The organism is Nocardia alni, from assembly GCF_019038435.1.
In the GTDB taxonomy this organism is placed as follows: Bacteria; Actinomycetota; Actinomycetes; order Mycobacteriales; family Mycobacteriaceae; genus Nocardia; species Nocardia alni.
On record NZ_JAGPOX010000115.1, the window covers coordinates 17714 to 31841 of the forward strand.

Sequence of the window (14128 nt, forward strand, 5' to 3'; positions counted from 1 at the left end):
CTGTGCGCCATGGCACGGGACGAACGAGGTGTTACCGCACAGAGCGAAGACTTCGCCGCCTGGTACAACGAGGTGGTCTTCAAGGCCGGACTCGTGGACCGAGGCCCGGCGAAAGGCACCATGGTCATTCGACCGTACGGGTATCGCCTCTGGGAGCAACTGCAAGCCGAGCTGGATCGGCGCATCAAGGAAACGGGACACGAGAACGCCTATTTCCCGCTGCTGATCCCGCAGAGCTATCTGAGCCGCGAGGCCGAACACGTCGAGGGCTTCGCGCCGGAATTGGCCGTCGTCACCCACGCCGGCGGCAAGGAGCTCGAGGAACCGCTGGTGGTGCGGCCGACCTCGGAAACCATCATCGGCGAGATGATGGCCAAGTGGATCGACTCGCACCGGGATCTGCCGCTGCTGCTGAACCAGTGGGCGAACGTGGTGCGGTGGGAGATGCGGCCGCGAATGTTCCTGCGCACCACCGAATTCCTGTGGCAGGAGGGACATACCGCGCACGTCGACGAGGCCGACGCGCGGCGGGAAACCATGCTCGCACTGGACATCTACCACGAGGTCGCCCGGGATCTGGCCGCGCTGCCGGTCGTTCCGGGGGAGAAGACGCCGGGGGAGCGGTTCGCGGGGGCGGTGGCCACGTTCACCATCGAGGGCATGATGCGCGACGGCCGCGCTCTGCAGGCGGGCACCTCGCACTATATGGGCGTCAACTTCGCGCGGGCCTTCGATATCCGCTACACCGGCGAGGCGGGGCGAGACGAGCTGTGCCACACCACATCCTGGGGCATGAGCACCCGGATGATCGGCGGCATCGTGATGACCCACGGTGACGACAAGGGCCTGGTTTTCCCGCCGCGCCTGGCGCCGTACCAGGTGGTGATCGTGCCGATCGTGCGCGGTGCGGACACCGCCGTGCCCGAGGCGGCCCGTGACCTGGCGAATCGGTTGCGTGCGAAGGGGATTCGTACCCAACTCGACGACCGTCCGCAACTCACACCGGGATTCAAGTACAACGAGTGGGAGATGCGCGGCGTACCGATCCGGCTGGAACTGGGCCCCCGGGATCTCGAGGCGGGCACCGCGATGCTCGTACGACGCCTCGGCGGCGAGGGAAAGCAGGCCGTGCCGATCGGCTCGCTGCCCGAGACGATGCCCGCGATCCTCGACGAGTTCCAGGCGTATCTGCTCACGCGGGCAACCGAATTCCGCGACGAGCACACGCGAACGGTCGACGACTGGACCGACTTCGCCGACGCGGTGTCCACGGGCTGGGCCCTGGCACTGCACTGCGGCGCCCGTGCGTGCGAGGAGGAGATCAAGTCCATCACCGCCGCGACACCGCGCTGCATCCCGCTGGACGGCGAGGCGGCACAGGGCGCGTGCGTGCGGTGCGCGGCCCCGGCGGTATACGGAAAGCGGGTGATCTTCGGACGCGCGTACTGAGCTACCGGCGCACCGATTTCGCCGCTCGAGCTGCGGCGGGATCATTTCTGGGTGGTTTCTGGGGGTATGCTGTCAGCGGCGGTGATGGGCTCTGGGCGCGGGGTAATATCGCATGAGTGTCATCTCCACTCCTAGTGCTCGGTCCCGGGCAACGAAGCGGCAGTACGTTATTGCAGCGGTTGATCTCATCTCATCCGGAGGCCTTCATCTGGGGTGAGCAGGAGGGCCACGTGCAGCGGATCCTCGAAGGCGTCAGCCGCCTCGTCGAGCACACCGAATGGGTGGGGGATGTCGCCCGCGAGGAGTTCGCGGAGCGGGGGCATCAGGGATTCATGGCCAACCTGCTGCCGCAGCCGGTCGTGATGAGCGACGCGTTCGGGGTGTTCATGGCCCGGATCTTCCGCAAGCCCGGCACTCGGGTGTGGGGTTTCAAGGAGGTCCGCTACGACCAGGAGTTCTGTGTATTTTTGCAGAAATTCCTGCCGGGCACCCGGGTGGTGTTCGTGGTGCGTGACCCGCGCGATGTGCTGTCCAGCCTGGACGAATGGGAGCGCGCCGGCTGGTGGAAGCCCCATCGGACGCTGGAAGCGATCGAGCACTGGAAGCGGGTCGCGTCCTCGTTCCTGGAGACCACCTCGGTGCCGGTGCTGACGTTCCGCTATGAGGACTACATCCTGGATCCGGAGGGCACCGCTCAGCAGCTCGGCGAATTCGCGTCGCTGGACCCGCGTGGGTTCGACCTGTCGGTCTTCGGTGTCAAGGTGCACAATCTCGGCGCCACCTGGGAGCGTGAACTGCGCAAGTTCGACGAACTGCCGCCCGGGATGCGCGCCCTGCTGGAGGACGAGGGGCTCAGGACCACCGCCAAGGCCTACGACTACCGACTCTAGAGCCGGCGCGATCGGCGGACTCCGATGGCTGTAGAAGGGTAGGCGTGCGGATGGACAGTGCCGAACACGACGAGGTGTGTTACCTGTCGGCTCGGGAGATGGCGCGGGCTGTCCGGGCGCGGGAACTGTCGTCGACCGAGGTCGTGCGGGCGCATCTGGCGCGGATCGAGCGGATGAACCCGGCCGTGAACGCGATCGTGACCCTGGTCGCCGAGCGGGCGCTGGAGTCGGCCCGGGCCGCCGACGAGCGGCTGGCCGCCGGCGCGGCGGTGGGGCCACTGCACGGGATTCCGATGGCGCACAAAGATACTCACGCTACGGCCGGGATTCGTACGACCTTCGGCTCACCGCTGCTGGCCGAGAATGTGCCCGACACGGACGAATTGGTGATCGAGCGCCTGCACGCGGCGGGGGTGATCACGCTGGGCAAGACGAACGTGCCCGAATTCGCGGCGGGCTCACATACTTTCAACACCCTGTTCGGGGCCACCCGCAACCCGTACGATCCGTCCCGGTCGGCGGGCGGCAGCAGCGGCGGGGCCGCGGCGGCGCTGGCCTGTGGTCTGCATCCGCTGGCGGACGGTAGCGACATGGGCGGTTCGCTGCGCAATCCGGCGTCGTTCTGCAACGTGGTCGGGCTGCGGCCCTCGCCCGGACGGGTGCCGTCCTGGCCCGCCCTCGACGGCTGGGGGACGATGGGCGTGCAGGGGCCGATGGCGCGCAGTGTGGACGATGTCGCGCTGCTGCTGTCGGTGCTGGCCGGGCCGGATCCCCGCAGCCCCATCGCGCTGAGCGATCCCGGCGTGGGTTTCGCCGAACTTCCACCCCGCGAGCTGCGGGGGCTCCGAGTGGCGTGGACGCCGGACTTCGGCGGTGCGGTGCCCGAGCTGGGCGGGGCGCTGCCGGTGCAGCGGGAGGTGCGCGAGGTCGTCGAATCCGCGGCGCGGGTCTTCGAGGAACTCGGTGCGATCGTCGAGCCGGACTGCCCGGACCTGACGGGTGCGGAAGAGGTGTTCCGCACCCTGCGGGCGGTGCAGTTCTCGGGCACGTACGGTCCGCTGCTCGCCGAGCACCCCGCCGCGTTCAAGTCGTCGTTGGCACGGAACATCGAGGCCGGTCTGGAGCTGAGCGGGCAGGACGTCGTCCGAGCCCAGCTGCGGCACACCGAGTTGTTCCATCGGACACGAGAGTTCTTCGACCGCTACGACGTGCTGATCGCACCGGTGAGTCAGGTCGTGCCGTTCGACATCGAGCTGGAATACCCCGGCGAGATCGAGGGCGAGACGATGCACAGCTATCTGGATTGGATGCGCTCGGCCTATCTGATCAGCGCCACCGGATGCCCGGCACTGTCGGTACCCGCCGGATTCACCCCCGGTGGGCTGCCGGTGGGGGTGCAGATCGTCGGACCACACCGGGCGGATCTGGCGGTGCTTCAGGTCGGCCGCGCATTCGAACAGGCGACCGGCCACGGGACGGTCCGTCCCGCGCTGGCCGGTTAGCGGGCGAGTGGTTCGTCCCCTACCGGTACCTGTCCTGGGTGTCGGTCGTGCGCGGTAGCGTTCGATTCATGAAGATCCGTGGTGCTGTCCTGGAACGTATCGGTGCGCCCGCGCCGTATGCCGAGTCGACCCCGCTGGTGGTCGGCGAGCTCGACTTGGGGGAACCGGGGCCGGGGGAGCTGCTGGTTCGCATCGAGGCGGCCGGGCTGTGTCATTCGGATCTGTCGGTGGTGGACGGCAACCGGGTGCGGCCGGTGCCGATGCTGCTCGGGCACGAGGCGGCCGGGCGGATCGAGGCGCTCGGTCCCGGTGACAGTGATCTGCGGATAGGTCAGCGCGTCGTGATGACCTTCCTGCCGCGCTGCGGTGATTGCGAGGGCTGTGCCACAGACGGCCGCACCCCGTGCGTACCCGGTAGCGTCGCGAACAACGCCGGTGAGCTGCTCGGTGGCGGGCGGCGGCTGTCGCGCGACGGGGAAGTGATCCAGCACCACCTCGGGGTCTCCGGATTCGCCACACACGCGGTGGTGGATCGGCGCTCGGTCGTGCCCGTCGACGACGATGTGCCGCCGGAGATCGCGGCCGTTCTCGGATGCGCGGTGCTGACAGGCGGCGGGGCGCTGCTGAATTCGGCCGAGCCCGGCCCGGGTGATCGGATCATGGTGGTCGGCCTCGGCGGGGTCGGTATGGCGGCGGTGCTGGTGGCGGCCTCGCTGCATGCCGATCACGGCGGTGGCGAGGTGATCGCGGTGGACACCCTGCCCGAGAAGCTGGCGCTGGCCTCCGATCTCGGCGCGACCCAGGTGTACACCCCGGCGGAGCTGGCTGAGCAGGGCATCGTCGCGGATGTCGTGGTGGAGGCTGCGGGCAATGTGCGCGCCTTCGAGACGGCGGTCGCCGCGACGGCGGCCGGCGGCACCACGGTGACGGTCGGTCTGCCCAGTCCCGAAGCGCGGGCGAGCATTTCGCCGCTGGCGCTGGTCGCGGGGGGCCGGTCCGTCGTGGGCAGCTACCTCGGCTCGGCGGTCCCGGCGCGCGATATTCCCGAGTATGTCCGGATGTGGCGGTCGGGCAAACTGCCGATCGAGCGACTGGTGTCGTCGCGGCTGCGGCTGGAGGACATCAATCACGCGATGGACGAGCTGGCCGCTGGGCACGGGCTGCGACAGGTCATCGTCTTCGACTGACGCCGGTTCCGGGCGGTGCCGTGACCGTGGAATTGCACAGCTCGGTCGGGTCACCCGCGACGGCGGTGGCTTCGAGGTGACCGGATAGGCTCGGATCTCGGCGATCGTGGCAGGCCCGTCTGGCGGCGGGTCGACACACGCGGAACGACAGTGAGGACAGGAGTCGAAGGTGATCCGAGCGCAGCGGAGCGAACCATGGGCACAGCGCGCCGTGCGCGCGACCGAGCCGAGCGTCAGCGCGGTGGCGTCGTGAGTGCGAACCAGATCCGGGTGGGTGTGCTCGGCGCTCAGGGCAAGGTCGGGCAGGCGATCTGTGCGGCCGTCGAGGCTGCCGATGATCTGGAACTGGTCGCCGGGCTCGACAAGGGGGACGCGCTGGCGGGTTTCAGCGAGGCCGGTGCGCAGGTTGTGGTCGACTTCACCCATCCCGATGTGGTGATGCCGAATCTGCAGTGGCTGGTGGAGCACGGTATCCACGCGGTCGTCGGCACCACTGGCTTCGACGAGTCCCGCCTGGCGCAGGTGCGTGGCTGGCTGGCCGGTCAGCCGCGGGTCGGGGTGCTGATCGCGCCGAACTTCGCGATCGGCGCGGTGTTGTCGATGCGGTTCGCCGAGCAGGCCGCGCGCTGGTTCGATTCGGTCGAGGTCATCGAACTGCATCACCCGAACAAGGCCGACGCGCCCTCGGGTACGGCGTACCGCACCGCCGGCATCATCGCCGAGGCCCGCAAGCAGGCCAGCCTCGGCGCCGGCCCCGACGCGACCAGCACCGAGCTCGACGGTGCGCGCGGCGCGAATGTGGATGGGGTGCGGGTGCATTCGGTTCGTCTGGCCGGGCTCGTCGCCCACCAGGAGGTGCTGTTCGGCACCCAGGGCGAGACTCTCACCATCCGCCACGACTCGCTCGACCGCGCCTCGTTCGCGCCGGGCGTGCTGCTGGGGGTGCGCCGGATCGGTGAACTGCCCGGGCTGACGGTCGGTCTCGATGCGCTGCTGGATCTGTAAGGTGCGATCGGGTGTCTGAGGACAACAACACCGGTCGCCTGGTCCGAATCGTCGGATTCATCGCCTTCCTGGTGATCGCGCTGGCGTTCTATTTCCTGCTACTGGGCCGCATCGCGGTATCGCTCATCGGCAGTGGGAAGGCCGCGGCCGTCGCGATGGGGATCGGCGTACTGATCCTGCCGATCATCGGCGTCTGGGTGGTCGTCACGAGTATCCGTGCCGCCCTGGCACATCAGCATCTGGCCCGGCGAATCCATGCCGAGGGGCGTGAACTCGACGTGTCCGAGCTGCCGCGCCGGCCCTCGGGCCGCATCGAAAAGGCGGCTGCCGATGAGCTTTTCGAACAGGTCAAGCTGGAGTGGGAGGCCGCGCCCGACGACTGGCGCACCAACTACCGTGCCGCCCGCGCCTACGACTATGCGGGCGACCGCACCCGTGCCCGCGAAACCATGCGCCGGGCCGTCACTCTGGAACGCGCCGAGCGCGACTCGCGCTAGATAGCAGTGCGCGACCACCGCGGCGGTCGCGCACTGCCGGGTGTTCAGTGTTCGCGCGGCGGGTGGACGCGGGCCCAGTGTTCGGCGATATCGATGCGGCGGGCCAGCCACACCTTGTCGTGAGATTGGACGTGGCCCAGGAACCGTTCCAGGGCACGGGTGCGACCGGGCCGCCCGACCAGGCGGCAGTGCAGGCCCACCGACAGCATCTTGGGTGATCCGGCCGCTCCTTCGGCATACAGGACGTCGAAGGCGTCGCGGAGATAGGCGAAGAACTCGTCACCGTTGGCGAATCCGGCGGGGGAGGAGAACTTCATGTCGTTGGTCTCCAGGGTGTACGGCACCACCAGGTGGTCGGTGTCGTGCACGCGGGTCCAGTACGGCAGATCGTCGGCGTAGGAGTCCGAGTCGTAGGTGAACCCGCCGTGCTCGACGACCAACTCGCGGGTCTGCGGCGAATCCCGGCCGGTGTACCAGCCGCGCGGCGCCTCGCCGAACAGGTCGGTGATGATGCGCACCGCCTCGGCCATATGCTTGCGCTCGACCTCGGGATCGGCCAGTTGGTAGGACAGCCATCGCAGCCCGTGACAGGCGATTTCGTAGTCCAGGCGCTTGAATTCCGCCACCGCCTCGGGATTTCGCTCGAGCGCCCGGGCCACACCGAAGATGGTCAGCGGGATATCGCGGCTGGAGAACGTCCGCAGCACCCGCCACAGCCCGGCCCGCGAGCCGTATTCGTACAGCGACTCCATGCTCAGGTGCCGATTCGGGAATGCCTGTGCCGGAACCATTTCCGACAGGAACGTCTCGGATGCCTCGTCGCCGTCCAGGACGCAGTTCTCCGAGCCCTCCTCGTAGTTGAGCACGAATTGCACGGCGATGTTCGCCTCGCCGGGCCAGTGCGGATGCGGCGGATGCGGCCCGTAGCCGACCATGTCGCGGGGATAATCACTCATCTCTACTCCCTGATTATTCTGCCGTCGCCTGGTACCGCCGTCCTGGCCAAGCGCAGGAATTACTCTGTGCCGTCGTATAATTCGTCCGCCGCGAGATCGACCTCGGGACCGAGAACGTCCTCGGCGCGCAGCTGGTCGCGGGCGGCGGAGGTGAGCGTGCCGAACAGCCGCAGTCGCGCGAAACCCCCATCGGGGTACACGTCCAGGCGTGCCTGCACGACCGGCTCGGTCACCTCGAGCGCAAAGCGGTGCCGGGTATCGGGCTGGAGATCCGTGCGCGGCAGCAGTTGCACCTCGGTGCCGTCGGCGCGGATACCGGTCAGCGCCGCAGCGCCCGGACTGTTGGACAGGAAGTACGAGGTGTCGATCTCGACCATGCGCAGCACACCCTCGCCGGTCAATCGCACCTGTACCCAGTCGTTGTCGGCGTCACGCCGCCGCGCGGTCTCCCAGCCATCGCCCATCATTCGCGCCCGTCCCGGCATGAGCAGGTTCTGCGGATGCGAGTAGAAACGGTTCGAGCAGTCCGCCACCCGGCCGCCGTTCTCCAGCGCGGCCAGATCGAACGGGCCCGAATCCAGCCAGCGCAGATCGGGTTTCGCCAGGCCGTGCACGCGCAGCCGGGCCACCCCGCCGTCCGGGTAGATGCGCAGCCGCACGTGGGTGAAGCGCTGCTCGGAGTCGACCGGGAACGGATTCTCGCTGTCCCCGGCGATTTTCGAGCGCGCGACCAAGGGGGTCCAGCCCTCCAGTGCGGCGATACCCGCGGCGGACGGATAGCCTTGTACCGCAATGGCTTCCACCGATACCTCGGGTGGGTAGTTTCCCTTGAACCATGCGGTGTCCACGATCGCCCCGCGCACCACGCCGGGTACCCCCAGGCGCACGATGGCGGTGTCACAGTCCTCGGACGCGGGGGCGCCGCCGTGTGGACGACGTCGCCGCCGGGTCTCCCAACCGTCGTACACCTGGCCCTTGTGCCCGAACGTGGCAGGCTGATACGTCGAGGCTTCCGGGCGAATCAGGTTCTCCTTTTCCGCGAACGACTCGTCGTCGGCCCAGATCACCGCACCGCCGAGGGTGCGCACCGCCAGATCGGGGAGCAGGGTGAAATCGGTAGCGCTACTCACAGCGTCGGCAACTTCCTTTCTCGCAACTGATGTAACACCTCGACGTCGGCGGCCGGCGCCAGCTCCGTGATGTCCTCGGGTTCGAAGGCGCCGCATTCCAGTCCGCGCAGTACCACCGTGGCGAGGGCCTGCGCGGTCGCCGGTTCGTCCACGACCGCGCCGCCCTGTCGCTGCAGATAGCGGTCGATGCGCGGGGCCGCGCTGGCGAGCGCGCCCCGGAAGAAGCAGAACGTCGCGAGCCAGCGCGTCAGCAGATGGCCCGGATGCATATCCCAGCCCTGGTAGTAGCCGCGCTCGAGCGACCGGGTGACCAGGCGGAAGTGCCGGCGCAACGCCGCAGGGGCCTCGATGCCCACGGGCAGCACCTGGGTCGACCCGTCGCACACCCAGACCCCGGTCTGCGCCGCGGCGGCCTGCATGACCGCTTTGGCATGGTCGGCGACCGGATGCTCCAGCGACTGGAACTGCGGGGAGATTCCGCAGGCGGCGCTGTAATCGTAAGTGCCGTAATGCAATCCGGTGCAGCGCCCGGCGGAGTGGGCGATGGCCGTCGCCACCGTCGCGCTGCCGTCGGCGGCGATCACGGCCTGCGGGCTCTCGATCTGCAATTCGAAACGCAGTGCGCCCGAGGGCAATCCGTGTGCGGACTCGAGCGCCTCGCAGACCTGCACAGCGATGTCGACCTGTTCGACCGCGCGCAGTTTCGGCACGGTGAACACGAATCCGTCCGGCACCCCGCCCGCGCCGTCGAGCACGCGCTCCAGTGTGTGGATCGCCCGCTCGAATTCGCCGCCGGCCAATCCCTTGGTTCGAATGCCCCGGGAGAACACCGTGTCCGGGAGCGCGGCGAGCACCTCGCCCGCGCGGGTGGCATCGCGGTCCTCGACCTGGTCGCCGCGGGTGCCGTAGCCGTCCTCGAAATCCAGTCGCAGATCCTGAATCGGTCGCTGCGCCAGCGTGTCCCGCATTCGCGACACCACGTCCGAGCCCGCCAGCTCGGTCAGCATCTCGGTGTGTCGATCGGCCAGATCCGCTGCGGCCGTGCCCCATTCGTGCGGCAGGTCCTTGGTGGCTTCGGCGGCGCAGACGTACGCCGTGTGGATCGGCTGACCGGGACGGTCGCCCGGATAACGCCGGTTCAGCTCGTCGTCGACCGCGCGCAGGCGCTCGCCGATGCCGTGCAGCAGGGCATCCGGCAGATTCATCGCTCAGCTCCTTCGGTACCGAACTCGGCCAGCAGTCCGGTGTAATGCTTGGGCCCGGGGGCGGCGAATTCGCCCCGCCCCGATTTGCGCAGTCCCAGGGTGAGCAGGGACTGCACCGTCAGTGTGGCCGCCGCGACCCCGTCGACGACCGGCACCCCCACCTGCTCGGTCAGGTACTCGCACAGATCCGCCATGCCCGCGCAGCCCAGCACGATCGCCTCGGAGTCGTCGTCGGCCACCGCGTCGCGGCAGGCCTGCGCGATGACTCCGCGCACCTTGGGGTCCTCGAGTTCGAGCACCGGGATATCGGTGCCGTGCACACCTCGGCAGAACCGTTGCAGACCATAACGTTCGGCGAGATCCGCGGCCTGCCCGGCGGTGCGGGTCAGCGTGGTGACGACGCTGAAGCCGCGACCGAGATGGGACGCGGCGTGCATGGCCGCCTCGGCGATTCCGATCACCGGACCCCGCGCCAGCTCCCGCGCGGCGTACAGGCCGGGATCGCCGAAGCAGGCGATGACGTACCCGTCGACGCCCTCGCGCTCGCCGCGGGCGATCTCGGCGAGCAGCCCGGGGACGGCGAGCGCCTCGTCGTAATGGCTCTCGATCGAGGCCGGACCCATCGCCGAGGTCACCGACTCCACCAGGGTGCCGGGCCCGGCGACGGCGCGGGCGCAGTCATCGATGAGTGTGGTCATCGAGGCGGTCGTGTTGGGGTTGACGACCCGAATTCGCACGGAGTTCTTCATCAAAGGTCGCACTCCCGATCGATTCATCCCGCGTCGCGGGCTGCTGCCTCCGCGAGGCTACCGAGCCGGTGTTGCCTGATTGTTGCAAGAATTGTATATCTTCCGCCGGATCAGGCGGCCGACCATGCGGCGTCGACGGGAACGATCGCGCCGTTGACGAAGGATGCGGCCTCGGAGGCGAGGAAGACCGCGACCGAGGCCATCTGGTGGGGTTCGGCCAGGGATGCGGGGAGCGCCAGTACCGGTTGCAGGCGGGCGGAGCCGGCGGGGTCGAAGTTCGGGGTCGGGCCGGCGATTCCGGTGAGGGTGGGGCCGGGCAGGATCGCGTTGCAGCGGATGCCCTCCTTCGCGTACGCCCAGGCCACGTTCTTGGTCAGGCCGATCACGCCGTGTTTGGACGCGGTGTAGGCGACGCCCGCCGCGCCGCCGCGGATTCCGGCTTCCGAGGCGGTGTTGACGATCGCGCCCGCGCCCTGGGTGAGCATCTGCGGCAGCACCGCCCGGGTGACCAGGAATGTGCCGCTGAGGTTCACCCGCAGCACCCGGTCCCACATGTCGGTCGAGGTGTCGGCGGGCAGCGCCATATCGTCCATGATTCCGGCGTTGTTGCAGAGCACGTCGATGCGGCCGAAGGCGTCGAGCGACTGTGCGACGAGGCGATCCACGGCGGCCTCGTCGGAGATGTCGACCGACAGCCCGATCGCGGCCTCGCCGATCTCCGCGGTCGTCTTCTCCGCGTTCTCGGTGTCCAGGTCGGCGACGACGACCTTGGCGCCCTGCTGCGCGAAGGCGATGGCCATGGCCCGGCCGATGCCGGATCCGGCGCCGGTGATCAGTGCGACTTTGTTCTCGAATTCAGCGTTCACGTGTGCTCCTCGGTATGAGGTCTGGTTTCGGATCGGGACATCGTGTGCTGTCCAATAGCTGAATCCTCCAACCAGTACCGGACACCATTGTCCGGTAGTCTACTCTGCATGACGGAGGGGCATCGAGTCAACCGAGGTCCACGGGCTGCGGCGGAGAACAGGGCCGCGCTCGTCGCGGCGGCTCGCGAGGTATTCGCCGAGCGGGGCTTCGATGCGCCGATGAATCTGATCTCCCGGCGCGCGGGTGTGGGGCAGGGGAGCCTGTATCGCCACTTCCCGAATCGCGAGAGCGTCGCCCTGGCGGTCTTCGGGGAGAACATCGCCGAGCTCGAGGAGTTGGCCGCGGCGCCCGACGCGACCCTCGCGGCGGTGCTGGCGGTCATCGTCGATCAGCTCATCGCCTCGATCGCGTTCATCGTGATGCTCGATCCGGCCGATGCGGCCGATCCACGTCTTGCCGAGGTGAGCGGGCGAGTGCGGCGGCTGCTGGCGGACAAGCTCGCCCAGGCCGGTGCGGCGGGCACGATCCGCCGCGATATCACCATCGAGGATCTGGTGTTGGTGATGTCGATGCTGTCCGGGCTGCTCCGCGCCACCGATGCCGCGGCGCGACCTGCGGCCGGTCGCCGGGCCTGGCAGCTGCTGTGGCGGGGCATGGGAAGGGTACCCGGTGCCGAAGATCAGAATTAAGTTATCCTCAGAAGAGAATCATATTTCCGTTCACGAGGAGGCGGACCCGTGGTACGTCCGCAGGGTAGAGCGATCTCCGGTGAGCATCGGCGGGTGGCGCTGGTGACCGGAGCGGCACGAGGGATCGGCGCGGCGACGGTGCTGGAGCTGGCCGACCGCGGATGGTCGGTGCTCGCGGTGGACATCGCCGGCGAGGATCCGGCGCTGCCGTACGCGATGGGAAGCAAGCGTGAGCTGGTGGCCCTGGCCGCCGAGGCTAGCAGCCGGGTCAGCCGGGTGGGCGCGGTGCGGCCGTTCGTGGCCGATGTGCGCGATCCGGCGGCGATGCGCGCCGCGGTCGCCGAGGCGATCGACGCGTGGGGCGGGCTCGACGCCGCGATCGCCGCGGCCGGAGTCATCGCCGGCGGAGTTCCGCTGTGGGATATGCCGATCGAACAGGAGCGGGCCGTCCTGGACGTCTGCCTGGGCGGCGTGATCAACACCGCCCGCGCGGCGATCCCCGCGCTGCTGGCCCGCCCGGAACCCAGGTCGGGCAGATTCCTGGCGGTCGCCTCGGCCGCGGCGACCAAGGGGCTGCCGCAGCTGGCGGCCTACTGTGCCGCGAAAGCCGGTGTAGCGGGACTGATCCGATCGCTCGGCGCGGAGCTGGGCGGTACCGGGGTCACCGCCAACGCGGTGAGCCCCGGCTCGACCGACACCGAGATCCTCGCCGAGACCGCCCGCCTCTACAGCCTGCCCGACGCCGGGCGGTTCGGCGGCCAGCAGCCGGTCGGACGGCTGCTCGAACCCGCCGAAATCGCCGCGGTGCTGGCCTTTCTCGCCAGTCCCGACAGTAGCGCGATGACCGGCGCGACGGTCGCGGTGGACGGCGGTCTGGCCCTGTGAGGCGAGCGTAGATGACCGAGTGGTTCCTGTTCCTGCCCCAGATCAGGCTCGGCGTGCCCGAGATCGCCGATCGCGCCCGCGCTGCGCAGGACAGCGGATTCGACGGTGTGGCGTTCATCGATCACCTGATCGCACCGGGTGCCGAGCAGCAGCCGATCTGGGAGGCGATGACGGTGGCGGCCTGGGTGGCCGCGCGCACCGAGCGGCTGCGGATCGGGCATCTGGTGCTGTGCGACGCCTTTCGGCATCCGGCGGTGCTGGCCAAACAGGCTGTGACACTGCACGAGGCCTCCGGCGGACGGTTCGAGCTCGGGCTCGGAAGCGGGTCGGTGCCGCGCGAGCTGACCGGCTTCGGCGTCACGCGGGACGCCGCGGCGGCCCGGCGGGAGCGCCTGCGGCACACTCTCGAACAACTGCGCGGATATTGGAGCGAACCGGAAACCGATGGGCTCGTACAGGTTCCCCGACCGAGCACACCGATTCCGATCGTGCTCGGCGGTTCGAGCGCGCCGATGCTGGAACTCGTCCGCGAGCATGCGACGTGGTGGAATCTGCCTGTGGTGCAGCTGGATCGGCTCCCGGATCTGCGAGCGCAGATCGGTTCGGCGCGGATCTCCACCCAGCACATGGTCGGCTTCGTCGGCCGGGGCGCTGACACCGAACAGGTTCGCGCACACAGTGTCCGGCGCTTCGGCTACCTCGGTGACGGCCTGGTGGTCGGTGACGCCGCACAGGTGATCGAGCATTTCGCCGCGCTGTCACGGCAGGGCGTCGAGCGCTTCTACGTGTGGTTCGCGGATTTCGCCGCCCCGCGCACGCTGGCCGAATTCGGCGCGACGGTCATCGCGGAATTCCGGCCCGCGTCCTGATACCGGCGACAGTGCCATCGGACCGTCAGTCCATGCCGCGTTTGCCGGGGGTCCAGAAGGGCTTTGTGCGGATAGCGCGCCGGGGCCAGTCACGTTCTTGGACAAGGTGTTTGGTGATGAGCTGGATGGTTCTGGCCTCGCCCGCCAGGTATGCCCGGCCGGGGGTCGGTGGAAGGTCCAGGTCGCGGACGGCCGACAGGAGAGTTTGCGAGGCGGCGGCGGTGTCGGCGCCGCGCAGGGGGTGGGAC

General features: G+C 68.9%; 15 protein-coding genes. 9 read left to right on the forward strand and 6 right to left on the reverse strand.

Annotation, left to right across the window (positions count from 1 at the left end; genetic code table 11):
* The first annotated feature begins 9 nt into the window (after positions 1–9).
* From proS to JZ791_RS32740, 6 genes are all read left to right on the forward strand, one after another.
* A complete protein-coding gene (proS, locus tag JZ791_RS32715) occupies positions 10–1449 on the forward strand; it encodes a proline--tRNA ligase (RefSeq protein ID WP_216899797.1) in 1440 nt (479 codons plus the stop codon).
* Between the two features lie 116 nt (positions 1450–1565).
* Positions 1566–2339, forward strand: coding sequence for a sulfotransferase family protein (locus JZ791_RS32720; protein ID WP_216899798.1), 774 nt, complete (start codon positions 1566–1568; stop codon positions 2337–2339).
* 50 nt (positions 2340–2389) lie between these two features.
* The gene (locus JZ791_RS32725) at positions 2390–3841 is read left to right on the forward strand and encodes an amidase (protein WP_216899799.1); all 1452 of its coding nucleotides are present in this window, start codon (positions 2390–2392) and stop codon (positions 3839–3841) included.
* Positions 3842–3909: 68 nt separating this feature from the next.
* Positions 3910–5028: an alcohol dehydrogenase catalytic domain-containing protein gene (locus JZ791_RS32730; RefSeq protein ID WP_216899800.1), complete on the forward strand. Its 1119-nt coding sequence runs from the start codon at positions 3910–3912 to the stop codon at positions 5026–5028.
* A 195-nt stretch (positions 5029–5223) separates the two neighbouring features.
* On the forward strand, positions 5224–6033 hold the full coding sequence (dapB, locus tag JZ791_RS32735; RefSeq protein ID WP_216899801.1) for a 4-hydroxy-tetrahydrodipicolinate reductase: 810 nt from the start codon (positions 5224–5226) through the stop codon (positions 6031–6033).
* An 11-nt stretch (positions 6034–6044) separates the two neighbouring features.
* Entirely contained in the window at positions 6045–6530 is a 486-nt protein-coding gene (locus tag JZ791_RS32740; protein ID WP_216899802.1) for a hypothetical protein, read from the forward strand.
* A gap of 44 nt (positions 6531–6574) precedes the next feature.
* Here the strand turns inward: JZ791_RS32740 and puuE are convergent, their stop codons facing one another.
* From puuE to JZ791_RS32765, 5 genes are all read right to left on the reverse strand, one after another.
* The gene (puuE, locus tag JZ791_RS32745) at positions 6575–7486 is read right to left on the reverse strand and encodes an allantoinase PuuE (protein ID WP_216899803.1); all 912 of its coding nucleotides are present in this window, start codon (positions 7484–7486) and stop codon (positions 6575–6577) included.
* Positions 7487–7545: 59 nt separating this feature from the next.
* A complete protein-coding gene (gene alc / locus JZ791_RS32750; RefSeq protein WP_308163215.1) occupies positions 7546–8616 on the reverse strand; it encodes an allantoicase in 1071 nt (356 codons plus the stop codon).
* Complete coding sequence (locus JZ791_RS32755) at positions 8613–9821, reverse strand: DUF6986 family protein (protein WP_216899805.1); 1209 nt, start codon at positions 9819–9821, stop codon at positions 8613–8615. Before JZ791_RS32755 ends, alc begins: the two co-directional genes overlap by 4 nt.
* On the reverse strand, positions 9818–10558 hold the full coding sequence (locus tag JZ791_RS32760) for an aspartate/glutamate racemase family protein (RefSeq protein WP_216899814.1): 741 nt from the start codon (positions 10556–10558) through the stop codon (positions 9818–9820). The genes JZ791_RS32755 and JZ791_RS32760 overlap by 4 nt, the downstream gene beginning before the upstream one ends.
* A 122-nt stretch (positions 10559–10680) precedes the next feature.
* Entirely contained in the window at positions 10681–11436 is a 756-nt protein-coding gene (locus JZ791_RS32765) for an SDR family NAD(P)-dependent oxidoreductase (RefSeq protein WP_216899806.1), read from the reverse strand.
* A gap of 108 nt (positions 11437–11544) precedes the next feature.
* Here JZ791_RS32765 and JZ791_RS32770 point away from each other — a divergent pair, with 108 nt between their 5' ends.
* From JZ791_RS32770 to JZ791_RS32780, 3 genes are read left to right on the forward strand one after another with little or no spacing between them, the layout of a single operon-like run.
* Complete coding sequence (locus JZ791_RS32770; RefSeq protein WP_216899807.1) at positions 11545–12126, forward strand: TetR family transcriptional regulator; 582 nt, start codon at positions 11545–11547, stop codon at positions 12124–12126.
* Positions 12127–12174: 48 nt separating this feature from the next.
* A complete protein-coding gene (locus tag JZ791_RS32775) occupies positions 12175–13011 on the forward strand; it encodes a mycofactocin-coupled SDR family oxidoreductase (protein WP_308163216.1) in 837 nt (278 codons plus the stop codon).
* A gap of 11 nt (positions 13012–13022) precedes the next feature.
* Positions 13023–13880 (forward strand): LLM class flavin-dependent oxidoreductase, encoded by an 858-nt coding sequence (locus JZ791_RS32780; RefSeq protein WP_216899808.1) that lies wholly within the window; start codon positions 13023–13025, stop codon positions 13878–13880.
* Positions 13881–13905: 25 nt separating this feature from the next.
* Here JZ791_RS32780 and JZ791_RS32785 read toward each other — a convergent pair.
* Positions 13906–14128 (reverse strand): SIP domain-containing protein (locus JZ791_RS32785; protein ID WP_216899809.1); only part of this gene is annotated, 223 nt, incomplete at its 5' end.